A 25,291-nucleotide genomic window follows, 5' to 3' on the forward strand; every position below is an offset into this window, starting at 1 on the left:
GGCTGTTTCTTGTTGATGTCTTATTCCCGATTCAGCAAAAAGTTTATAACGAATTGAGCCGCTTCAGCTCTTGTTGCAGATTGTGCCGGTGCAAAATGATCCCCTTGTCCTTTAACAAGTCCAAGCTCGGCAGCAGCATGCACACTCGCGCGAGCCCAGGAAGCGATACTCGAATCATCCTTGAAACGGGATGATTCAGATGGTGCCGGAGCATCTGCATCCTGCTGAAATTCCAAAGCGCGCATCAGAATGGTAACCATTTCCTGGCGGCTAATTTCGGCATTCGGTTCGAATCGGTCCGCTGATCGTCCGCTGACTAAGCCGAGTTTCACTAACTTGGCAAGGTCATCCTTATACCAAGCGTCCGAAGGAACATCATTGAACTTCAACTCGCTCTGTGCCTCCAAATGCAGTGCTTTGGCAACAAGGGTTGTAAATTCTGCCCTAGTAATTGTTCGGCCGGGCTCGTACTTATTACCTGGTACGCCTTGTACCCAATGCTTAGCCGCAAGGATTTTGATAGCATCTGCCGCCCAATGAGTATGAGAAACATCCTGGAAGTTGACATGATACTCCAAAAGCGCGTAGGTTCCTGTCCGCTCAACCTCCAAGCCTATCACATTACCATTTCGGGTTCCCCCCAGATAGGTCAAACTGCCGTTATTATTAATCAAATAGATTCCCAAGAGATCGGCATTCAGACCGGTAGTAATCGGCATTCCGATTTTTAAAGGCTGAACGGACTCAGTAATTTCTTTTACAGTCGCTCCTTGATTATTGACAACCTTCAACTCCAGCTTAACCGTCGAGCCCTTAAGCGATATTTCTGAAGTGTTGGAGATGCCAGCCTGATCCAAGGACTTCTGTTGGATACCGAGTTGCAATTTGTATGTGGAGAAAGGAGAATCCCCCAATAAATCCTTCAATTGCTTCAGCACTTCCGGCGGAATATCCAGGGTCATTGTATCCGTCTCAATGCGAAGAATGTTTTGATTTAACAGTTCTCCGGCATTTAGAGGCAAGTCGATGCTTGTAACTTCCGGTTTTGCGGCAATAGCTGCGACTCCCGCCTCGATTGCTTTCTGCAAATCTTTCTCCGAGACAATCATTTGGAATGGGTTCGAAGGAGGCAATGGTGAAGTATCCTCATCTGTCTTTGTTCCCCCGCTATCTCCACCCGTCCCTTCGTTCGCACCTGTGCCTGGGGATACAGGGACATATAGCTTGAGAATACGGCTCCGAGCCTGTGCCAAATTCTCATAAGCGGTCCGCAATGTATCGGCTGGGCTATCTGCCGTTAAGGCAATAGCCGTAAGATACGCTGAGCTTGACTTCAACTCGGCAATGGACTGAGCAGTATATACAGCGTCATTTTTCAATGCCTTGATTTGGTTGATTAGGGAAGATAACAGACTCCATTCCTCCGACTGTTCTGTCTCCACCGTAAATCGTACTTCATCGCTTTCCTTTACTCCAATATAATCTCGTTCGTACAAGCGGATGGTATGTGTTACTTCAACCTTATAGGTACCCCCGTCGGAAGTCGCTACACTGTCAATTGTATAATCTGCATTTGTGGCTCCCGCTATAGGAGTTCCATCTTTAAACCATTGATAACTCAATGCTCCCTCACCGGATGCTTGGACTGTAAAGGTTACTGTATCGCCAACCTCGGCAGGATTTTTCGAAGCCGCTACCGTATGGATTACCGGATCGGCATTCACGACGAGTGGAGTCACATGCAGGAGCAGCTCATTACTTATTGCTGCGGAAGGGTTACTGCCTGCTACACCCCGTAGCACTGCCCTGAACAGAGCGCCGTCGTGCTCAGCTTGAGCCGTAAAAGTATAAGTGCCGGAACCTTCTCCTACCTGGGTCCATGTGTCGGAATCCTTAAGTTTTGCTTCCCAGACCACTTGCTCTACATCGCCGGTGGTACTTACAAACAGAGTAACTTCCTCATTCTCCTTCACTGTCTTTTCTGCATCCAAATTCCTTTCAAAATCAGGAGCCACGGGATCGGCCGACGTCGGCGTGACAGTTATTGCAGTCTCTGCTTCCCCTGCTCCTCCTTCTTCGTTAGTGACTATTACTTTATACTTAAACCCATCCATGTCTAGAGTGATCTGCGGGATCGAATAGACGGTATCGGTAACGGCAATGATGTTGTAGCCTTTCCCCTCATCGACAGCCCATGTATAGGATAATGTTCCTTTACCTGTAGCAACCGCTTTTAAGGCAGCCGCGGCGCCTTCACGGAAGGAGCCCTCTTTAATAAGCACGACTTCAGGATCCTTAAGCTTCCATTTCGCCGTTAGTGTCAGATCTTGCTTAACGCTATCTGCCGCAAAGTTCCACTTTGTATCGCCATTATACCAACCCAGGAATTCATATCCTTCTCTGATCATCATTGTTGAGGGTTCACTGAGCTTGGCCCCAAATGCAGAATCCACCGTTGGAACACCAGACTCTCCCCCATTCGGATCAAAGGTTACCGTATAACGCTCCTTCCCCCGCAGATATACCGGCTCCGACTTGTTCCCCGCGTAGTCCTCCATCACCACATAGATATTTTCTGCGGACGAGCTGAAGCTCAAGCTGGCTTTGGTGGTTCGCCCGCGTATGATCCGGTCTTTATTCCCGGCAGCACCGCTGATATAGGTTACCGGGAAGCTTTTTAGTACCCCATTCTCATAGAAGTACATATAACGCCAATCCCTGGTATTCGGCATCGGCAAGCTTAAGGTATTTCCGTTCCAAGACCATGGTTCTGCGTAAGGCTCGGCAATCTTATCGATAAAGTTCCCGTTGGCCATTACAGACTGTCCGCCTGCTAAAGAAACCGTAACCAGGTAATCGTCGCCATTTATCGGCATATTGTTAAACACAGCAGATACGGAGCCGGACGGAACGACTGTTTGTTCACTTACGGGTTGTTCCGTTGTGGTCCAATTTCGGGATGCCACGCTGACGGTAATATCACCGCTCGCACCAGGCGCATTCATCCAGCTTACCTCCAGCACCCCGTCTTCCCGGGATTCTACAGTTATGTTCGACGGAGCAGACGTCAAATCGTAAGGAACCGTAGCAGCCGCACCCTCGCGTCCATCCGCCCCGACAGCCGCGACCTTAATCACTCCTGAGTCGGCAGGCAACTGTTTCACATAAAATACTTCATCGTATTTGCCCCCCATGTACACATCATTTACGTAGATATTGTATTGCTTTACGCTGGAATAATCGTTGTCCAGATTCCACTTAATGATCAATTCCTTCGTATTCGGATGGAGCTCTGAAATAGACAATCCTGTCGGAGTACCAGGCACTGTAGCAGAACCATCGAAAATAGAAATCTGGCCAATGTTTATTTGATAGCCATTCACGACACCTGCGCCAGGATCGAATGCTAGACCCAGAACAGCAATCGATTTACCGGCATATGCACTCAAGTCGAACTCTGCGGTAACCCAACCGTTCGTCTTCTTTCCGCTATCCTGCACAGCAACCTTCACGATTTGAGTCGGGTCATCCTCAAAGATAAGACCGGCCTGCAGCGTGGTTCCATCATCATTGGACGATTTGTTATAAGTAATTGACAGCTTGGATCCCGGATTCACGCTTATATCCGTTTTGTATAGCCGAAGAAAGTTCTCCGCATCCAAATCGCCGTTAATGACCAGGGAACTGCCGCCTTGATAAGCTCCAATTTGCTGATAGTTAAAACGTTGAGTTGATGCAAGATTATATTCCGGCCCATAATCAAAATCAACGGTCAGGCGGCTGCCATCGGTATCTTGCCACCATTGCCAGGTTACAGGAATATCCTGAAGGCTCATATTGGACCACTCGCTGTCATTAGATACTTTTCCGTCAACATAGTAAGACAGCCCGTGACCGGTATTGAAATTCGTATAGAAATTGGATTCGCCAATGACCGATCTTTCCGCGATGACGGATGCGATGCCCGGCCAATAACGGTTATCGGCATAGACATCAGAAGCCGTATTTGCGCTGGATTTTGCCGTGTTTTTCGGATCCATGTTAGGGCCCGACCACCATAGCTGTTCCCGTACTTTCGTCATCCATTGATAGTCGTTCTCCGCCCGATGATTGACAGGCCAGGCAAGCCCCATGTCTTCATCCAGGCCGGCATGAACAAAGTCGGCACCCAGTGTGGCAATGCTAACTTGAGGCAAGCCGCTGGAGAGCTTGTTTGACAATGCCGTTCCCTGAACGCTCTTGAAGCGGTCGCGCCCAGCCTCCAGACCGGCAAATCCGACATCGAACAGGTCAAAATCAGTACCATACTGTTGGTTCAAATTATTGAGATAGGTTTTGGCGGAATTGATCTGGGTACTCCCCATGCCATAGTCGAAAAAGAAGGATTGCGAGACCTGTTCCCCTGCATTTTTGTCATACAGGAAGGAAATATTGCTATCATTAATCGTTCTGGCAAATGTATTGCTGCCGCTCGCTGAATTCAACGAATCATACCACTGAATATACAGTCCGCCCCTTTGCAGCACTTTCATAAATCCGATGTAATCGGGAATATCTGCTACGGCGACATTGGGGCCAACTTCCTCTTGGTTGATGAAGTATCCGTCATACCCGAAATAATCGGCCATTTCAATCAGCTTTTCCGCTACAGGATAATTCCCGTCGTCATCTTTCACGATCATTTGCTTGTATGTTTGCTGGCCGCGGTCATTATTGGAGAAAAAAATGCCTGCCAGCGACAGCACCCCGTTCTTATGGGCGGCATCGGTATAGGTAGGATTGGGAATATTCAACATGCCGAACTCAAACCATTTTTGCTGCCAATCGCTTTGCGCCAAATCGTCGTAATACTCGGGCGGAGTATAGGCTGTGGCGGTTCCATGCCAATAAGAATAATAGTCGATGTACTGCCAGAAGTTGAAATGGTACTGGGCAAATTTATTGGTATAAGGTGCGTTCTCGATAAAGGCGTTTCCATAATCGCCGGCAACACTGATCATTTTTACGTTTGGATCTAGGTCAGGATTGCTTTGCGTAGCGGCCAGCGGGTCAATCCGCTGTTGCAATGGCACTCTGGATCTGAGCAGTTCAGCGCCCGGATCACTCTCGGGGCTCCAATTCAAAACATGCCCGCTGGTATAACCATGAACACTTGGCTGGTTTTCACCATGGGCGCTTTCCCCGGTAAACGGCCAAGTGTCACCCGCATGCACGTAAAGCGGGAAACTGGTTAGAACCAAAGCAAATGTCAGTATTGTCGAGGCTATCTTCACCTTTTTCCTGTTGCTAAAATTCATTATCTAACCTCCAATTCTTAGTAGACTATAATGTCGTTCGAACTGTCCTGAGATCATCCCATGCATATCAGCCTCTCTACTATCCTCCCTTCTTACCTGCAATGTTCACCAAGAATTTATCCAATGAAAGCACTTACAAATAGAGGAGAAATTAAAGATATACTGGACAAACTAAAGGAATTCAACGAAACAGACGCTATAAGTGAATAAAAAAAGGAAAAGCCACCAAAACGGCTCTTCCTTTTGCCATGTTTATCAGTATTAATCGGGCACACTTAACACAACCATACCAATCCCGTTCAAACGGTGAGCTGCCGAAGCATCAGTTCAACGCTGCCGACATTGTATCCGGCACAAGCGTAAATGCCGGTCAGCCCGCCAGACAGTAGAATTAACACAGGCAGTCGCGTCCCGTCGACCCCCATATCCAGCGCCGCAACCGCGCAAGCCAGCTGAGGATCATAGCATACCTCGATTCCCGAGAGTGTCTTGAGCACCTTGCCAAGGGTAGCGTTGCCCCGCTCTGCCGGCTCCCGCAGAACCAGCAGCATGCGAGTATTCGTCTCGTTCCAGTGAGAAGCCCCCGCTAGCAATTCATTTAAGACATGCTCGGTCGGCTCCGCCCCTACTCCCAAAAACGCCAACAGCATGGGGCGATCGTTAGTCAGCCGGGAAAGCTTGATTTGCTCGCCTGATTCCGTTTGCAGCGAAATATCGCTCAGTTGACGGTTCACCGGCAAATCGCCTTCATCGGCTTGCGCCAGCAGCATCTCTACTGTCTTACGCTGTCCGCTCGCCAGCCGGAATACCCGCTGAGCCGCAAGCTGGTCGCCGTTAGGTAAGCGGCGCGTGGTAATCAGGCGATAAACCGCCGGATCAAGCCTCAGCTCCAATTCACCTTGTTCAAAGGAGCTATCCGCATAGTTAAGCGTATCGAAGCGGACGTCCTCCAGCTTGCTGATACTCCAGGTCTGGCCATACTTCCACTCGCTCGCCTCCGTTGCCTGCAGCACCAGAGCCGCCGAACCGCCCGTGCGCAACGCTTCGCCCTGAGCCAGCTGCGCTTGATCCTCGCCGTCCGGCTCAAATGCTCGCTGGGCGTAAACGTCCGGCTCTATCGCGCCCCCTGACTCTGCTGCCGCCCCCGCGCCAAAGCCTGCCGGCACGGCAAACGCGCCGTCCCGCCAATATTCCGGCGTCTGTGTGACCGGATTCAGCCTGGCCGGGATGTTCAAGCTGCGGCAGATCGCCGCGAACAATATCTTCTGTGCGAGCGGATTACCGTGCCGCAGCTTCAGGCAGCCAAGCGGCGTGGCGCAGATCGTCGGATAATCCATATCGGAATCATAGTCTATTATCTCTGCGATGTATTTCCAAATCTGGTCCGGGTCCTGCACGAACCGTTCCTTCTCTTCTTGCGAGAAATACTGCCTGATATAGCTGCGGTAAGGGGTTAGCTCCTCCAGCCAGATTCGCGGACAAAGCAGGAACTGCTCGTAGATCTCCGCAGGCAAGCTGCCCCGCTCACAGCTCAAGTGATCCTCAAGAATCTCGCCGCGCAGGTCCTTGCCGTCCTTGATCACCAGGCTGTTCAGCAATTGCCGCCGCTTGAGATTGTCATCGCGGGTCAGGAATGCCCGCAGCTCTCCGGTGTTCTCGCCCGCAACGCGAATCAGCTCGGCGGCTTCCGGGTACGCGGCGGCCAGCTGCTCGTCATAAAGAGCCGCCAAGCGCTGCGCGCGAATATGTGTAGCGGCTTGCATCCGCTGTGCCTTCCGTGTGGCTTGTTCCGCCGTCTCCTCATCGGTATGCAGCGGATGTTCCTGCGGTGCGCGCAGCATCGTGTGCTCCCACTGGTCCGCCGGCCATCCCGGGTCTTCCGCGGCGCGGTGAAGCGTCAGCTCGATCAGGCTGTCAGCAGCCGAGAAATCTGTAGCCGTCGTCGGAAACGCCTGCCGTTCGGCGAACGCCCCATCCTTCCAGGCTCTGATGCGTACGTCGCCCAGCCCAATCATCAGCCTCGCCGCTCCCGTGTCGTCCGTCTTCACGGTGGCGGCAGGGTAATACTCTGCCATGTTCAGGATCTCCACTGCAACCGAGGCCCCGGAAACCGGCTGCCCGGATTCATCCTTCACCGCCACAGCGAGCTCACCCGTCCGAGCATAGAAAGCCGTATGATTAACATAACAGAGCAGCCCGTCCTGACCTATGCACTCTTCTGCCTGGCTTAAGCCAAAATCGGAAAACATCCGGCTGTGGATCAGGATCGCACGGTTAGCGGGTACCGTGAACCACCCGCGGTTCAACGCTTCCTCCGGCTCGCAGGCGCCGAGAAAATACCACTTGCCCTGCAGGTACACCTCCACCCAGGCGTGGTTGTCATCGCAATGCGCCCAGCGCGGTGTGTAGACTTGCCGGGCCGGAATGCCGACGCTGCGAAAGGCCGTAACGGTAAAGGTCGACTCTTCCCCGCAGCGTCCCTTGCCACAGCGGAATAGAGTCATCGGCGAAGCCGTGCGCCCGTCCGTTGCTTCATAGACGACATGCTCCGCACACCAGTAGTTGATTTCGAGCACCGCTTGCTCCGGCTCCATGCCATGGATTCTATCCTGTAGCTGCTCATAGAAAAACTGCCGGCAGTCACTAATCTCCTCCGTATTGATCCGATAATAAAGCACATGGTGGATGAAAATGTCCTCCGCCAGCTCACGGCACCAAGGCACGTTCTCCCGCAGCCAAAGGGAATGCCGCACATAGCTCAAGAAGACAGAAAAAGTATATTCTCCCGCATCACGCACCGGCATAGTTCCATAGAGATAGCGCATCAGCACTGCTTCATCCGTTGTGCAATCTCCTATGGCCGACTCGATTTCTTGCCACAACGGACCATAGACAGCCTTTCTGGACTGATACCGCGTCAGTGCGAATTCTTGCAATTGAGCAGACAACATACGCGCAGCTTCTCCTTCCTCCGTCTATTTATCCAGTTCTTCTCTTAGGAATGGAATCAACGTCCCGGTCGGATCAGACCGGTATTCCCAAAACATGATGCCGGCCAAATCCCGCTCCCGGATATAGGCAACCTTGCCGGCCAGTGACTGCTGATCCTCATAGCTGATGAAGGTACTTCCGTCGAACAGATAGGGAACACCGGCTTCCTCATCCCAATAGCGGCGATAAGCGCTATGCTGCTGTATATGATCCTCCTTGCCGCGATCCGCCAAGCCGATGTAATCGGCCAGACTGCCGTAATCCGGGCCATAATGACCGATTGTTTCCGCTTCCTGTCCCAGACCGTCGCCGCCGCCCTTTACTCTATCCCATTGACGAGAGTAGAAGGGTACGCCGACCACCATCTTCTCCGCCGGCAAGCCCGCTGCGCCGAATACTCGGACCGCTTTGTCCACACACGCATCGATCAGATTGGTCCTGCCTTGATACAACGCCGCGTGATGGCCCGTCACGGTCTGGAACCCGCCCTGCAGATCGTAGGCCATCAGCATGACATAATCGAGATAGCGGCAAATCTCCGGGATATCTGTCTGTAAGGTAAAGTACGTATCGCCGCCCGCAGCGATGGTTAACATTCGCCCGGGATCGAAGGCATCCAGCGTTTCCCGCAACTGCCGTAATAGCAGCGTAAAGTTCTGTTTATCCTCTCGGCAAGCACCAATCCCTGCGAGGGAGGTTCCTGGATATTCCCAGTCGATATCAATACCGTCCAGGCCATATTCTTCGGCCATTTCGGCCGCACTGACAGCCAGCCGCTCTCTTCCTGCCTGGCTCGCCGCAGCCTGCGAGAAACCATCTGCTCCCCAGCCGCCAACCGACAGCACAAGCCTGACCGCAGGATGAACCCGGCGAATTCGCCGCAGTGCATCGCGGCTTTCCTCACAGCCGGGCCATACCACACGACCATCCTCCAAGCCAGCAAAGGCAATGTTGATAACATCAAGGGAAAGAATGTCCTGCTCGCGTACCGTGGGAAGATCCCTTGTACCTACGTAACCGATTATTTTTTTTCTCATCTCTTTATTCATTCCGTCTCCAATTTGTAGACTCGGGCGATCGGAGCGCATCCCTGCTGTTCGCCAGGGACGTTCACTGTAATCCCTGTCTTATCAGCGGTAAAGGACAGCTCCTCCCCCGTATCCAGTAAGGTTATCTTTTGCACAGCTCTCAGGTAAGGGATTGTCACCACGTCGGGAACCTTCTCCGTTTCGTGAACAAACAGCTCCAACACATAGACTGCCTTATCCCCCTTGCAGGTAAAGGCGAGATTGCCCGCCTTGTACGGCGCGCAGGCACGGGTGCCGTAGATCGCCTCACCATAATCGGCGAGCCATTCGCCCAGCCCGCGCAAAGTCTTTACGGCTCCTTGCGGCAATCGGCCGTCCGGCTGCGGACCCACATTAATTGCCAGATTTCCTCCCTTGGCTACGATATCCACCAGCAAGCAGACAACCTCTCGCGGCGATTTGTACGTATCCTCATAGGCAAAGGAGAATGAGGTGCCCAGCGTAATACAGCTCTCCCACGGCACGCCAAGCGGCTCTTCAGGCACGCACTGCTCCGGTGTAATGTAGTTCTCGTAAGGACCTCCTACAGTACGGTCAGCGCACAGCATCCCCGGCTGCCAGGCCCGGACTTCATCGATCACTTCACCCAAAGAAATGTCTTGCCCGGATTCCTTGCAGACCCAGCCGGCATCAAACCACATAATATCCAGCTTGCCATACTGGCTGGCCAGCTCCTTAATCTGGTTGTGCGTAAACTGAACGAACTTCTCCCATTCCTCCGGGTGCTCCTCCGGCACATAGGCCGGGCCTCTCCACATATAATCTCCCCGCTGGTAACCCGGGGACCAATAGTGCTCGTTATGCCAATCGGCCTTGGAAAAATAGGCGGCGATGCCGATTCCCTTCTTGCGGAATGCTTCAAACAAATGCCCGCAGATGTCGGCATACCGATTAGTATGATAAGGACAATCCTCCGCCGTAATCTTGTAATCGGAATAGGCGCTATCCCACATACAGAAGCCGTCATGATGCTTTGTGGTGAAAACCAGATAGCGAATGCCAGCTTCCTCCGCCAGCTCCGCCCATTGCTCCGGTTGAAAGCGGACAGGATTAAACGTTCTGTTCAATCCGAAATATTGCTGTTTAAATTCCTTGGCATTAACACCCCAGTCGATTCCCGTTCTGGACCAGTCAGCATCGGCGTCGGACAGCGCCCAGGACTCCACAACGCCCAGCTGTGAATAGGGGCCCCAATGCATCATCAGGGCCAGCTTCTGATCCTGGAACCACTCCAGCTTTTCCCGAACCTCCGGATCGGTCGGCCAGACGTAATCCTCTGCGGCGCTGTAATTGTGCACACCCTGCTCAATCCGCGCCTCCACCGCTTCCTCCGTCACTGCCGGGCGCTCCCCTTCTGCTGTATCGGTGCGCCCTGATAATTGCTCACGTCCAAGATCGTCATTTGCCATCGTTGCTGTCCCTCCGTTGCTGCATCCTATTTGGCGATCGTTTCAATTCCTCGAATCTTCATCCAGTCCTCTAAGCCTAATGAATTGAGGCCCTTTACATAGTCCTCCCACTGAGCATCATTGTTTATATCCAGTTCTCCGGTCACAAACAAGGCTTGCTGCTGAGTGAAATAATCCTGAAGTGCCGTGCTGATATCGGCGTAGCGGTCAACATCGTCAAGGCCAATCCATGGGTTGGCGATGATGCCCTTGGTCAGATACGGCTCATAGGTCTCCTGCATAACATCCTTCTCTTTGTATGCAGGATTATCTTCAAGGAACTCAAAGTCTGCCGGCAAATACTTCGGCAACGCCTGCGGCCACAGGTTGCTCCAGCTAAGCGCCTCCTGTTCCTCCTTCGGCAGAGTCTCAATATCAATCGACCGGTACTGGTCGCCTTCCTTGAAGGTTATCTTTCCTACCGGACCTCTGTTAACACCAATCCCATTCTCCAGCTCAAACACATTATCAAACCAGCGGATGATGACTTCAGGATTTTTAGCGTTATCGGTGATCACGGCCTGGGTTTTAAACACGCTGAACCCATTTGTATCCCGCAGCCAAACGCCGTCTTTATCCGTATTCAGCACCGGCAACACGTCATAGTCGCCTTTATCCTTGCCGGCATACCCGGTGAACTCCTTGCTGCCGTAAGCGATGGATGCCCCGTATAGATTCTTGTTGCCCTTACCTTCCCAAGTGGATTTGTCCTGAGTGAACAGCTCAACGTCGATCAGACCTTGCTTGTTGAGACCGGAAAACCACTTAAGGAAGTTGCGGTACGCTTCACTGGCGCCGCCATACACCACTTCTTCGCCCACAACGGCCAGCCCGAACTTATCCATCGGCATACCGAACCAGCCTGCCATCGCTTCGATGTGTTTGTTATTCGGATCGGCAGAAAACGGAATTTCATCATTCGGATCACCGTTGCCGTTAGCATCCTTGTCTTTAAAGGCTTTCAGCACGGCTTCGAATTCCTCTGTCGTTGTCGGCATGCTCATCCCGACATTTTGAAGCCACTTACTGTTGATGTAAGGAGAATAGTTAACACTTGTGTCTCCTGTTACATAAGGAATCGTATAAATATGTCCGTCCGGTGCCGTCATCTGCTCGCGCACACCAGGCAGATCAAGAATGGCCGAGATATTCGGCGCGTATTCCTCAAACAGATCCTCCAGAGGGATAAACACCTTTTGTTGAACGCCATAGGTCAGAATCATGCTGTCCGTTAAGGTCCAGCCACCGACCACATCAGCATAATCGCCGGAATTCAGATCCAGATTCAAGCGCTCTTTGGCTGTTGCATTGGGGAACATACGTAAATCAACCTCGACATTGGTCTGCTTCTGAAATTCATTAAGCATGTAGAACTCACCGGTGGGGCTGGAATCATCAACGAAAATAGAAAATTTATAAGCCCCCTCATCCACGAGCGGCAGCCCTTCTTTGTACATCAGTCCGTTAACCTTACCCTGTTCATCCACGACTGCCGGCGCAGATGTGTCGGTCGTGCCGCCGTTGTCTGCAGATTTCTTGTTGTCACTGCTGCAACCCACTAGTGTTGCCGTACCCATGACTACGGCCAAAGACAATGCGATTATCCTTCTCTTCATGCTTAATACCCTCCTTTTTTATCTAGCAGCCGATATGAGAACTCCGGCACACTATTCCTTACAGCATTGCACTCAACCTTTGACCGAGCCGATCATGACCCCTTTAACGAAATGCTTCTGGATGAACGGGTACAAGACCAGCACCGGGATGCTGCTAATAATGATAAGCGAGTATTTCATCACAGAGATAAGCTGCTGCTTTTCCCTTAACGCTTCTCTTGCAGCTTCTGAGGTCGCCGTTTGCGACAGCGCTGCCTCATTCGTGATTAGAATGTTACGCAGCACCAGTTGCAGCGGATACATGTCCTTGTCCGAGATATAGACCAACGCGGAGAAATAGGAATTCCAATGCCCTACGCCGTAATACAGCACAAGAATGGCAATGATCGCTTTGGACAGGGGCAGAGCAACCCTAAAGAAGAATTTCCCTTGGGTACAGCCGTCGATTTCCGCAGCTTCATAGAGCTCCTCGGAGATGTTCATCTTGAAAAAGGTCCTGGCGACGATCATGTTGTATACACTCAGACTGCCCGGAAGTATAAGCGCCCACATCGTATTGATCATATGCAGGTTTTTAATCACCAGATAAGTGGGAATCAACCCGCCCCCGAAGAACATCGTGATCATGTAGAAGATCGTGATCGCCTTTCTGCCGCTGAAGGTATTACGGGACAGGGCATAGGCTGTTGGCAAGGTTACCGCCAGATTCACCAATACACCGGCAACCGTGTAGACAATGGAGTTCCCAAAACCGCGCATAACTGCATTATCCTTGAATACCTCCGCATATCCCTGCAAAGTAAATCCGATCGGCCGCCACAGGACTTCACCGCTTGATACGGCACCCGGATTACTGATCGATGAGATGATTACCCAATAAAGCGGGTACGCCACAATGAGCAGGACCAAGGTCAGTACGATAAAGTTGATCGTATCAAACACGACATCTTCCTTGCTGCGCTTGGCTTTAACTTCAAGGCGGTTGGCTGCAACCGGCTTCAACATATCTGATCCCCCCTTACCAAAGGCTGTTGCCGGAAAGCTTGTCGGCGGCTTTATTGACCGCGAGCAGCAACACCAGATTGACTACTGTATTAAACAGGCCTATCGCCGTCGAATAAGAAATATCGTTGTTAATCAGACCGACCTTGTACACATAAGTAGAAATAATCTCTGAGACCGTCAAATTCAGGTTGTTTTGCAGCAGGTAAGCTTTTTCAAACCCGATAGAAAGAATGCTGCCGCAGTTCAAGATCAGCAAAATGGTTGCTGTTGGCAAGATGGAAGGGAAGTCAATGTATCGAATCAGTTGGAACTTTGTTGCTCCATCACAGCGTGCCGCCTCATGCAGTTCGGGGCTAATCCCGGCTAAAGCAGCAAAAAAGATGACGGAGCTCCAGCCAGCACTTTGCCAGACACCGCTCCACACATAAATGTGTCGCCAATACTCTTTCTTTGCCATGAAATTGATTGCGTCAATACCGAAGAATTCCAAAACACTATTGATAACGCCTATCGTAGGTGACAGAAACAGGATGATCATCCCGCACATGACAACGACAGAGATGAAATTAGGCGCGTAAGTAATGGTCTGGATCACCTTTCGATAGCGCTTGTGCTGAAACGAATTCAGCAATAGAGCCAGAATAATCGGGATCGGAAACGACACCAGCAGGCCATAGAAGCTTAAAACCAAGGTGTTCCATATGGTAGATTCAAAATAAGGCGAATCGAAGAATCGTTTGAAATAGTATAGCCCTTGCCATTCACTCCCCCAGATGCCGGCTCTGGCATTAAACCTTTTAAACGCCAGCAGAATACCATACATCGGGACGTAACTGAAAATGAAGGTCAATATAATACCCGGAATGCAAAATAGCCAGAGAGACGCGTCTCTTTTTAGCACCCTCGCGAGGTGGCTTTTCCGTTTAATCGCCGTAGAATTCATGAGCTCCCCTCCCATATTTAAGTTGCTTCATAAGTCTTTGCAAAATTCGATGGCTGGTTCATTCGAGCTGCCCTCCCACCCAGTGTGAACTATGTTCTAAATTGTTCATTTTAGTTCACTTATTTTGGGGGATTTTTATTGAACAAACTTTAACATGCGTCCAAACTATTTGTCAACGTTTTTTTGAAAGTGCTTACATATCGTGTCATTTCTATGTATACCTTCTATAATCTTATAAACACTCTGTTTTATTTTTATTTTTCATTGAGTTAACCAACGTTCACTATTGTTAACTTTTTTCTTTTAATAAAACGCTTTCTATGTTATAATTCAACTCACCATCAACTATATGTGCCTTTGGCGCAGAAGCGAGGTCCCTATGGCTCCTGTTCGAATTCCTATTCCTTCAGTTGGATTTGATCCTCCCGTGTATGCCTGCCATCGGGCTGCCGTCCCTTTTCAATTAGATGGAAAGCTGGATAAGCCTTTTTGGCAAGACGCTCCCTTCACTCACGATTTCCTTGATATCGAGGGGACGAATATGCCCCGCCCGCGTTTTCGTACTCGGGCCAAGCTGCTCTGGGATGATGAGTACCTTTATATTGGCGCTCAATTGGATGGCGATGAAATCTGGGGCTCCGTTACCCGGCGTGACGATGTCATTTTTCAGGATAACGACTTTGAAGTCTTCATTGACCCTGATTCTGATACGCAACAGTATTATGAGTTTGAAATGAATGTACTAAATACCGTATGGGATTTGTTCCTCCCGGTCGCCTATCGCGATAACGGCAGCGCCTTGAATGGTTATGATATCCGGGGATTGCGTACTGCCGTATTCGTGGACGGGGAGATCAATCAGCCGTCTGCCGCTAATCGCAGCTGGTCTGTGGAGATTGTTATCCCTTTTGCTGCCATCACCGAATGCTTGCCGCAGCAGCGACCTCCGCAAGCAGGCGATTATTATCGAATCAACTTCTCGCGGGTGCACTGGAAAACAGATATCGTCGACGGGCACTACAAGAAGCAAACCGACCCGGCGACCGGCCGGGCGTTGCCGGAAGATAACTGGGTGTGGGCGCCGACCGGTGTAATCAACATTCACTATCCGGAATTATGGGGCTTCGTCTTTTTCGTCGACTCCAGTCAGGATGCATCCTCGGCCGTGATCCCGGAAGATGAATACTACAAGTGGGAGCTGAGAAAGCTCTATTACGCCGAGCAGATTCATTTCGATCTGCAGGGAAGCTATTGCGATCAACTGGGAAAGTTGACGGATATTTTGACAGTCTATGCGCCGAGCGAGGAGAACCGATCGTTGCTACCATTGCCTTATGTCATCGAGACGACGTCCCGCACCTTCGTGATCTCCTGCCCGACCGCTGATCGGCAGAGAACGGTCTTTATCTATTCGAATGGAAAAGTAGAAATAAAGTAAGGATTCCAGATTCATGAGGAAGGTATGGAGGAAAGTATGAGGAAGGTTACAATCCAAGAAATCGCTGATTCACTTGGCGTTTCCCGCACCACAGTCTGGAAGGTCTTTGGCGGTCAGGCAGGGGTTTCCCAGGAACTGCGGAGTAAAGTGATCGCCAAAGCCCGGGAGTTGAACTATACTGTCCCGGAAAGCTCCGGTCTGGCTACAGATTCGGTTGCCGACGCGCCGATCAATATCGCCCTTGCCGTATGTCGTCCCGAGACCTCGACGTTCTGGATGACGATCATTCATCAGATTGCCAAGGAGCTGTCCCGGCATCATGTGAACTTGATCTATACGTACCTCCCCCTATCTGTTGGCGCGGGTTATACCTTGCCCGCTTCGCTGACCAGCGGCGGTACGCATGGGATCATTATCATCAATGTCTATGACGAGCAGTTGCTGCGCCTGCTGTCAGCATCACCCATCCCCAAAGTGTATCTCGACACTTCCACCGCAGTTCCTCCCTCAGAGCTGAACGGAGATCTGGTTCTGACGGAGAATCGATTTAGCGTCTCCCGGATTACGGAGCAGTTAATTGCCAGCGGGCGGAAAACCTTCGGGTTTATCGGTGATATCGATTATGCCCAGTCCAACCATGAGCGATTTGAAGGGTTTGGCAAGACGCTTTTGCTGCATGGCCTATCCGCGGATCCGCAGCTCAGCCTGACCGGTCCTATCGGCCGAGATACCTATAAAGAAGAAATATCCGCTTTTCTCGCCGCACTTCCCGAACTGCCGGATGCCTTTGTCTGCGCCAGCGATTATGTAGCCTGCATTGTCATGCAGCTATTGTTGGGGCGCGGCGTGCGTATTCCCGAGGATGTGGCCGTATCCGGATTTGATGCCAACCAGGAAGATTCATTGGCCGAAGACCTGACCACCGTACAGGTATTCAATCCGCATATCGGATTTCGGCTGGCACAACAAATTTTGTTCCGGATCGAATATCCGAATATCCCTTACGAAGTCATAACGATTGCTTCGCAGGTCATTTTTCGGGGTTCAACAGCCGCCTCCTCCTCGCGGTAGTCTTTTTATTCCATAAAAAAGAGCGGGCTATCTCTTCGATAACCTGCTCTTTTTCTTTGTCTTGGTATAGACTATATAAGTTGAACTAAGCCAGCATAGAGTAGAAATCCGTTTTCAAAGGCGAACGCTTCCGAGCTTATGCTCTCGAAGTAGCTTTCTTTCAGAAAGCTTTTACTTCACAACACTTCTCACTTATGCCATTTCTTTGTATTTTTCTAGTTCAACTTATATAGTTCTCGTCCTTAACACAACCATCCCAATTCCGTTCACTCGGAGTATCCCCTTGCCCGCATCCAAGGCCTCCACCCATTCGCTGCCATAGCACACTTCCCATGCTCCCAGATCAGGAAGCTTGAGAGACTGGGACTCCGCATTGGCGTTGTAGAGCACATACAGATGGCGTGCAGGATCTCCGCCTGCATGGTTGCGCAAGGTATAAGCTACGGCATGCTCCGGGGTATCTTCAAAGAATAAATGCTCCCGAATCTCTTGAGCCGTCCGCAGGCGGAATGCCGGATGGCTCTTCCGCAGATGGATTAGGCTGGCTACATACAGCACATCATTTTGGTGTTCCGAGCAACGCTCCCAATCCAGCCAGTTTACCTGTACCGGAGATTTATAGCTATTTTCATCCCCATTCTTCGTGCGCATAAATTCCTGGCCGGCATGCAGGAACGGGATGCCTTGGCTGGTGAGCACGATGGCCGATGCCAACCGATGCATCCAGCGGCGCTGCTCCTCCGTCTTCTGACTCGAAGACAACTGAAGCTTATCCCAAAGGGTATGATTATCATGACATTCGACGTAATTTACATTTTGAACCGGTTCCTGAGCAAATTGCCGGATCGAGCCGCCGTAATCAATTCCACCCGCAACTCCCCGCTTCACGCCTTCTTCCATTCCGGCTCCCCCGCTGATGAAGCCTTGAGATCCATGAATAAAGGTACTGCCCTTCACACTATCCCGAAGTCCATCATTGAAATGGGCGATTCGAGGCATTTTCCAGGCATTTCCCTGATGAGCCCTCTGTTCACCCGGCAGCACAGTCTCCATATTCCATCCTTCACCGATCATTAAGATCGTCGGATCGATCTCATCCAGCCTGCGGCGGATTTCATTCATCGTATCCGTATCCATCAGACCCATCAGATCAAAGCGGAAGCCATCCATATGGTACTCCTGAACCCAGTGGACAACAGAATCTACAATGAACTTTCTCATCATTCTGCGTTCTGTAGCGCACTCGTTGCCGCAGAACGATCCGTTTGAGAAGGAACCGTCCGCCTGATAACGAAGATAATATCCCGGAACCAATTTAGTAAAGTTTACAAGGTATCCGTCGTATACATGGTTATAGACTACATCCATGATGACACGGAGCCCGCGGTCATGCAGCGCCTGAACGCAGCGTTTCAACTCGGTAATCCGGGTACCCGGCGTATATGGATCTGTCGAATACGAGCCCTCTGGCACGTTGTAATTTTTAGGATCGTAGCCCCAATTGTAATGAGGTAAATGCAGCTTTGTCTCATCAACACTTTGCGTCGAGTAATCATATATAGGAAGCAACTGAACGTGTGTCACGCCAAGCCCGGCAATATAATCAATTCCTGTTGGAATGCCGTTCGGCCCAAGGGTATCCTTTTCCACAAGGCCAAGATACTTGCCGGGATACAAAATTCCGCTGTCCGGATGAGTCGACAGATCTCGAAGATGAAGCTCATAGATTACTGCATCCACGGGTGAATCCAATTGAGGCTTCTCCGTGTTCCAGCCTTTCGGATCCGTACCCCGCAGATCAAGCACAACCGCTCTATCTCCATTGACTCCAACAGCCTTTGCATAAGGATCGGCCGCCTCATTCCAATCCAATCCTACTCTGACCTTGTAGGTATAATAAATGCCTTTGCAGTCCCCGGTCGCTTCATGCACCCAGGTTCCTTGAATATCACGGGTCATCGGCATTTCTCTAACCGGCCCGTCATTCCAGTTATTATAGAAGACAATTTTTGCTTCGGACGCAGTCGGCGCCCATAGACGAAATAAGGTTTTGTCCGGAGAATATGTCGCCCCGAGATCATTTCCTTCATAATAGAATGCATCATCAAACGCAGGATCAAATACGGAAATCCCATTCGTTACGGCAAGATCGCCATAATCCGTTACTACCTCAAGCTCTTTCTGTACCGACATGTGATCACTCCCCCATGTACAGATGAAGTCTTTTCAATACTTCCACTGTAATCGCTTCCTTGAAAATGGCTTCCGATATATCATATGGCATGGATTCCTTGAAACGTTCCTCGGCCTCCGCGCTGAATACAGGGATTTCTCAGGCAGGACAAGCCCCTCCCTCTTGTATGAGCGCATTATATCATCGTTCTTTTCTATAGGTCAATCGTTTGCACAAATCTGTAATACCTATTGCTGACAGCGGAGTAGACTCCTATCCTTTAACCGCCCCGGCGGTGATCCCCGCAATGAAATAACGCTGCAAGAGCAGAAATAGCAAGATAATAGGAAGGATCGCAATTAAAGAGCCCGCAAACACGATTCCCCACTGCGTCGTGTACTGCCCTTGAAAATTGGCCAAGGCGATCGGCAAGGTACGTTTAGCAGGATCATTGATAATCGTCAAGGCCCAGGGGAACTCCTCCCATACCGTAAGCGCGTTAAAAATCGTGGCTGGAACGAAGGCCGGCTTGGACAGCGGCAGAATAATCGAAGCAAACAGCGTCCATGCGCTACCGCCTTCCATCTCCACCGACTCATCGATATCGCGGGAAATAGAATCGAAAAATCCCTTAAGCATAAACGTTGTAAATGGAATGGCTCCTGCGGTGTAGATCACGATAAGTCCCCAGCGCGAATCAAACATGCCAAGCTGACGGATCAGCACGAATTGCGGAATGAGCAGTGTTAGGCTCGGAATGACCAGACCGCCCATCAAAATCGTGAAGCTGAATCCCTTTCCTTTAAAATCAAATCTTGAATAAGCGAAAGCCAGCATCGAAGAAAACAGAAAAATCAGAACAAAGCTGATTAAGGTAACCAAAATGCTGTTCAGGAGATACAGCGCAAAGTTCTGGCTAACCCAGGCATCCCTAAAGTTGGACAAAGTCATCTCCGAGGGCAAAAAGCGCGGCGGAAATTCAAACAGCAACGTCATTGGCTTCAATGCGGTCATCAGCATATAAATTAACGGATAAACGGAGATCAATCCGCCGACGGTGAGAAAAGCATAGATGCATATCGACTTCCAAAGCGAGCGCATAGGATCGCCTCCCTATTCCTGTTTGTTCAGACGGAACTGCAAAAACGTCAGACCGGCTATAATAACGGCAAACACGTAAGACAACGCAGAGGCATAGCCGAGATCATATTCGGTGAACGCCTTCTGATACATCCGGGTGAGCATCACTTCGGTCTGATGCAACGGTCCGCCGTCCGTGATCAGATAAATTGACGTGAATACGTTAAAAGCACCGATAATCAGCATCATTTGGATGAAAAACGTAGTGCTTCGGATGGATGGCAACGTAATATAGCGTATCTGCTGCCAGGCGTTGCATCCATCGAGCGAGGCAGCCTCATATTGATCCTTCGGTACGCCCTGCAAGGCGGCCATATAAATCACCATCGCCCAGCCCACGCCCTTCCAGATCCCAAGGAAACTGACCACCATCATCGCTTTCCCCGGATCGCTCAACCAATTGATCGTACTATCCGTAAGGTGGAGCACATCCATAATGAAATAATTCAAGTACCCCTGATCGGTGAATACGAATTTGAAAATAAGCGATGCAACAACCCAAGACGTAATCACCGGCAAAAAGAAAAGCACTCTGAAGGTTTTGGAGCCGGGCCGATTCTGATACAGTGCATATGCCACCAAAAATCCCAGGATCATTTGGCCGGGAACGGAAATGATCCCGTAAAGAAATATGTTCCTAAGCGAAGTCCAGAAAACCGGATCCTGAAATACATACCTGTAGTTACCCAGCCCAATGAATTCCAGGTGATTGAGATCAGTTAGGCGGAAGTCATAAAAGCTATACAGGAAATTCCGGATTAACGGATACAGAATGAATACGGAAAAAAACAAAAAACCGGGCAAGAAAAATAAATATCCGGCCGTTCCGTTTTTTTTACGCATGATCATGACTCCTTCATTGGAGAAAGCGCCCTCCAAACGGAAGACGCCCTCCGGTGTAGTTAGTTTATCTGCAACAATCCGTCAATTTTGGTCACCGCAGCATCCAACTCGGATTTGATATCTTTGTCGGTCATAAAAATACTGCTCATCGTGTCGCTAAGCACGCCGTCAATTTGCGGCCAGGATTCAATCGGCGGACGGGCTTTTGCTGTTTTCAGCTGTTCGAGGAAGGGCGCATAGTAATCGACCGCCTTGATTTCGGGGTTCTCCATGGCGTCCAGATTGACCGGAATTTGTCCGATTTTCCCCATCTCGACCTGTGCCGCCTCCGAAACCATGAATTTCACGAATTTCCAAGCCTCTTCCTGCTTGTCCTCGCTGAAAATACCGAGATCCTCCCCGCCAAGCACCTGCACGGAACCGGCAGAGCCTTCCGGAAACGGCGCCATTTCAAATGCGAAGTCGCCAAATTGCGACTGAAACTGTGCAACCGCCCAAGGTCCTTCCGCCATCATGGCATAGCTTCCGCCCGCATGCCCTTCCGTCACTGGCACGTCCCCCGGTTTGAACCCTGCAAGCTGTCCTGAGGCATATGCAGCTCTCAGCTTGGTAACGATATCGATCGTAGCCTCGCTGTTCAAATAACCATCCGCCGTTGTAAAATCCGGCGAGAGAATGTCTCCTCCATTGCTCCAAATCCAAGGAAGAATATTCCATCCCTGCAGGGCAGGCTCGCCGTATCCCCAGCTCTTGTCGTACTTCGCTTTGATTTTGCCGAGAGCCGTAAAGAATTCCTCCGCAGTTTCCGGCGCCTTGTCGATGCCGCTTTGCCCCAGCATGTCCTTGTTCCAGAACAGTACCTTGGTGTTTGTGTTGAGCGGCAGTCCATAATAATGTTCTCCTACTTTGGCTGTAGACAGCGGCCCTTCCAGAAGGCCCTCCGCGATCTCGTTAAAATCGCTGAATCTCTCGTCCAGCGGCTGAAGCAGCCCGCGTTTTTGAAACTCCGGTACCCAGATGATATCCAGCCGGGCTACATCCGGCAAGTCGCCGCCGCTGCCGCCGATCTGCAGCTTCTTGTGTAAGTCATCCCAAGGAATTGCAACGGGCTTCACTTTGATTCCCCGATTCTCGGCTTCAAATTTAGGGATAAGTACCCCCGTAAGCGTCTTTTCCTCCGGCGATGCCGTACTGTAATGATGCCAGAACGTTAAGGTTATTTGCTTCTCAGCGGAGTCCTTCCCAGGATCCGACGCTCCTTCGTTCCCTTTGCCGCATGCGGTTGCTACCAGCAAAATTGCCAGAAGTAACAGCGATATTTTGCTCCATTTATTTGTCATCGTTCATGCTCCTTATTTGACAGTCTCAAAAAGCAGGCATTGTCCGGGTTCGATGATTTCAGGCATATCCCCCGTATTTGCATCATCATAAACTCTATATGAGCCTTTCAAATCAAAACGGGACAGCTCCGGCTCAAGATCCAGACGTTCCGCAGAAAAGTTGCAAAACAGCACGATTTCTTCCGCTTCGACAAACCGCCGGATAACGTAGCAATCCGCTCCTTCCCGATACCGCAGCTCCACGGAGCCGCTCTGTAATAGCGGGCTCTCCTTTTTCCGCGAGATCCAGGCCTGCGTGTATGCGAACAGCTCCGAACCTTCAGGTAAGCGCTCCCATGCCATACTGCCGCGGCAGCCCGGGTCATTCGCTCCGGTCATTCCCGATTCGTCACCGTAATAAACAGTCGGGTTGCCAGGAAAGACAAATTGAATGGCCATGATTTGATAAAGCTTATCCATATCCCCTCCGCACCGGGTTAAAATACGTTCTGTATCGTGGCTTCCCAGCAGGTTGAACATCTGGTGAAGCTCCTTCAGGGAGTATCGGTGGGCCAGCCGGACCAATCGGGCATGAAACTGCTGAAGCGTAATAGAACGGTCCAGACAATAATCAAATAGAATCGTTCTAAATTCGTAATTCATGACGCTGTCAACTCCGCCCGACATCATCAGCCGCTTGGCATCGTCCCATATTTCTGCAATAATAATTGCGTTAGGATTTAATTTCTTGACACAGGATTTCAGCTCCCGCAAGAAGCTGATCTCCACCTCGTCTGCGACATCGATTCTCCAGCCGTCGATACCGGCTTCCTTCTGCCAAAAGGAAACGATATCGTAAATGTACTGCTGTACATCGGGATTCGATGTCCGCAGCTTGGGCATCCACTGGTAGTACCCTACAGAATCGTAATCGTCCTCGCTTCGCTCGACCGGATAGCGATTGACGTAGAACCATTCTTTATACGCCGAACCCTCTCCTTTTTCCACTACATCCTGAAAATAGGGGTGGTAGAACCCGCAATGATTAATCACCAGATCCAACACGACCTTGATATCACGTTCATGGCACTTTGTTACCAGCTCCCGCAAATCCTGCATCGTACCGAACTGCGGATCGATTTCAAAATAATTGACCGAATCGTACTTATGGTTCGAAGTCGCTGTAAACAAGGGATTTAAATATAAAGCGTTAATGCCAAGCCTGTTAAGATAATCCAGTTTGTCAATAATGCCTTGGAGATCACCCCCCATATAATTGTCCCGGGTTGGCTCGCTTCCCCAAGGTTCCGTCTCCTTAGGATCATTACCGGGGTTTCCGTTGCAGAATCTCTCTGGGAAAATCTGATACCATACCCGGGACTCGATCCAATCCGGAGCGTTTACGGCGTCGCGGTCTCCAGCATAAGCATATGAATAGCTTCCCTTGAACGCTTGCTTCTTCTGAAGTCCCTCGGTATTAAGCCAAAGCGTTTCCCCTCCGATCTCAAATTTGAAAGTATATTGAAGGTACCGAATGCGTGATTCCATACCGGTCAATATTGTACGATAATAGCGGTGCTGCCCCGATTCGGCCCACATCGTCATCGACTGCGACCGGATTCCGTATTGCTCGATTTTGTACTTGTTCCAGAAAAGCACCTGCACCCGTTCGGCTTCTGCAGGAACCCTGAGGCGAACTTCCAGCTCGTTCAGCGAGATCAAGGTAGCGTCTAACGCCGGGTCGTGATCATAGTTAGTCATTATCATAGTTCCCTCTTCATCCAGTATGTTTATCGTACTTTTTAAAAGTCCAGATTCTCAACTTCCGATTCTTGTAGCGATAGACACCGATTTTGGCACTCCTGGTTCCTTGTTCATTAAGGAAAACAACATCCTCGCCGCTTCTTTCCCCATCATCTCCAGATCAATCTCGACAAAATGAACCGGATGCCTCATATATTTGGACATGGGGAAATCGTCAAAGGTCGCTAGCGCGATTTCCGACAGCAAGGGATTGCCCTTCTCGAAATCCAAAATTTCAAAGAGCTGCTCATGCGTGCAACAAATTAATGCTTCGGGACGTCGCTCCCCTGCGGGTTCGAGGGGCTTGGAACCGTAAAGCGATTTCAATACTTCGGCTTGCTCGATAATACGGATGTCCAACCGATGGTTGCCCATTGTTTTCCGGTATCCCTTCATTCGGTCGGCGATAAATTTGTCCCGCTCCGCCGCTGCTCCGCCGGCATAGATCATGATTTCCCGGCAGCCGAGATCAATCAAATGCTCCGTCAAAATCTGCCCGGCCTGCACGTTATCAATGTCCACCCACGGTACACCGTCTCTTGGCAGCATATTTTCGCCGGTGACGACATAAGGCATGTCATGCTTGACGAGCAAATCATAATTTCGCTCATTGAGCAGCGTGTTAGGAATAATCAGCCCATCGACGCGGCGCTCCACCACCACCCGTTCGAAGGTTGACTGGCTCTTCTTGTTATCGTGATCGCTCATCATAAGAAACATATGGTCATGGTTGTAAACAATCTCTTCGATACCTTGAAGAACCTTGTAAAAGAATGGATTGGCAAAGGCCCGCTTATCCGTATAATCCGAACAAAATCCGACCGTAAAGGTTTTGTTGAAGGCCAATCCCCGCGCTATGGAATTGGGAACATAGTTGTGCTGCTTCATGATGGCTTCAACCTTCTGCCGTGTCTTTTCCGAAATATTGCGGTTCCCGTTGATCACGCGGGAAACCGTCGCCTTGTTTACGCCTGCCAAATCGGCAATTTCTTGAATCGTTATCTTGGACATCTTCTAAATCTCTCCTTCTAATGCAACCGGTTGCATAACTATTATATAAAACCTTTCCGCCCAATGCAATACAGATTTTGACTAACACAAAAAAAGGGCCTCCGT

Annotated in this window: 15 protein-coding genes; 2 read left to right on the plus strand and 13 right to left on the minus strand. The window is 50.3% G+C overall.

Features of this window, described 5'->3' with window-relative positions:
• Nucleotides 1–20: 20 nt before the first annotated feature.
• From KQJ23_RS00775 to KQJ23_RS00805, 7 genes are all read right to left on the minus strand, one after another.
• Entirely contained in the window at nt 21–5,297 is a 5,277-nt protein-coding gene (locus KQJ23_RS00775) for an endo-beta-N-acetylglucosaminidase (protein ID WP_216476681.1), read from the minus strand.
• A 299-nt stretch (nt 5,298–5,596) separates the two neighbouring features.
• Nucleotides 5,597–8,248, minus strand: coding sequence for a transglutaminase domain-containing protein (locus KQJ23_RS00780; protein ID WP_216476682.1), 2,652 nt, complete (start codon nt 8,246–8,248; stop codon nt 5,597–5,599).
• 24 nt (nt 8,249–8,272) lie between these two features.
• Nucleotides 8,273–9,325, minus strand: a complete 1,053-nt coding sequence (locus tag KQJ23_RS00785) for a glycoside hydrolase family 18 protein (RefSeq protein ID WP_216476683.1) — start codon at nt 9,323–9,325, stop codon at nt 8,273–8,275.
• Between the two features lie 8 nt (nt 9,326–9,333).
• Nucleotides 9,334–10,785, minus strand: coding sequence for an alpha-L-fucosidase (locus KQJ23_RS00790; protein WP_216476684.1), 1,452 nt, complete (start codon nt 10,783–10,785; stop codon nt 9,334–9,336).
• Between the two features lie 26 nt (nt 10,786–10,811).
• Complete coding sequence (locus tag KQJ23_RS00795) at nt 10,812–12,440, minus strand: extracellular solute-binding protein (protein WP_216476685.1); 1,629 nt, start codon at nt 12,438–12,440, stop codon at nt 10,812–10,814.
• A 72-nt stretch (nt 12,441–12,512) separates the two neighbouring features.
• Nucleotides 12,513–13,445: a carbohydrate ABC transporter permease gene (locus KQJ23_RS00800; protein ID WP_216476686.1), complete on the minus strand. Its 933-nt coding sequence runs from the start codon at nt 13,443–13,445 to the stop codon at nt 12,513–12,515.
• A gap of 13 nt (nt 13,446–13,458) precedes the next feature.
• Nucleotides 13,459–14,388 (minus strand): ABC transporter permease, encoded by a 930-nt coding sequence (locus KQJ23_RS00805; RefSeq protein WP_216476687.1) that lies wholly within the window; start codon nt 14,386–14,388, stop codon nt 13,459–13,461.
• A gap of 379 nt (nt 14,389–14,767) precedes the next feature.
• Here KQJ23_RS00805 and KQJ23_RS00810 point away from each other — a divergent pair, with 379 nt between their 5' ends.
• Both KQJ23_RS00810 and KQJ23_RS00815 read left to right on the plus strand, forming a co-directional pair.
• Nucleotides 14,768–15,826 (plus strand): carbohydrate-binding family 9-like protein, encoded by a 1,059-nt coding sequence (locus KQJ23_RS00810; RefSeq protein WP_216476688.1) that lies wholly within the window; start codon nt 14,768–14,770, stop codon nt 15,824–15,826.
• 36 nt (nt 15,827–15,862) lie between these two features.
• The gene (locus tag KQJ23_RS00815; protein WP_216476689.1) at nt 15,863–16,897 is read left to right on the plus strand and encodes a LacI family DNA-binding transcriptional regulator; all 1,035 of its coding nucleotides are present in this window, start codon (nt 15,863–15,865) and stop codon (nt 16,895–16,897) included.
• Nucleotides 16,898–17,122: 225 nt separating this feature from the next.
• Here the strand turns inward: KQJ23_RS00815 and pulA are convergent, their stop codons facing one another.
• The 6 genes from pulA to KQJ23_RS00845 all read right to left on the minus strand — a co-directional run bounded on the left by pulA (nt 17,123) and on the right by KQJ23_RS00845 (nt 25,186).
• Complete coding sequence (pulA, locus tag KQJ23_RS00820; RefSeq protein WP_216476690.1) at nt 17,123–19,090, minus strand: type I pullulanase; 1,968 nt, start codon at nt 19,088–19,090, stop codon at nt 17,123–17,125.
• 253 nt (nt 19,091–19,343) lie between these two features.
• Nucleotides 19,344–20,171, minus strand: coding sequence for a carbohydrate ABC transporter permease (locus KQJ23_RS00825; RefSeq protein ID WP_216476691.1), 828 nt, complete (start codon nt 20,169–20,171; stop codon nt 19,344–19,346).
• Nucleotides 20,172–20,183: 12 nt separating this feature from the next.
• Nucleotides 20,184–21,053, minus strand: a complete 870-nt coding sequence (locus KQJ23_RS00830; RefSeq protein ID WP_216476692.1) for a carbohydrate ABC transporter permease — start codon at nt 21,051–21,053, stop codon at nt 20,184–20,186.
• Between the two features lie 59 nt (nt 21,054–21,112).
• Nucleotides 21,113–22,393: an extracellular solute-binding protein gene (locus tag KQJ23_RS00835; RefSeq protein WP_216476693.1), complete on the minus strand. Its 1,281-nt coding sequence runs from the start codon at nt 22,391–22,393 to the stop codon at nt 21,113–21,115.
• Nucleotides 22,394–22,405: 12 nt separating this feature from the next.
• Complete coding sequence (locus KQJ23_RS00840; RefSeq protein WP_216476694.1) at nt 22,406–24,133, minus strand: glycoside hydrolase family 13 protein; 1,728 nt, start codon at nt 24,131–24,133, stop codon at nt 22,406–22,408.
• A gap of 57 nt (nt 24,134–24,190) precedes the next feature.
• Nucleotides 24,191–25,186 carry a LacI family DNA-binding transcriptional regulator gene (locus KQJ23_RS00845; protein WP_216476695.1) on the minus strand — a complete coding sequence of 332 codons (996 nt, stop codon included), beginning with the start codon at nt 25,184–25,186 and terminating at the stop codon, nt 24,191–24,193.
• Nucleotides 25,187–25,291: the final 105 nt, after the last annotated feature.

This window comes from Paenibacillus brevis, assembly GCF_018919145.1.
Lineage (GTDB): Bacteria > Bacillota > Bacilli > Paenibacillales > Paenibacillaceae > Fontibacillus > Fontibacillus brevis.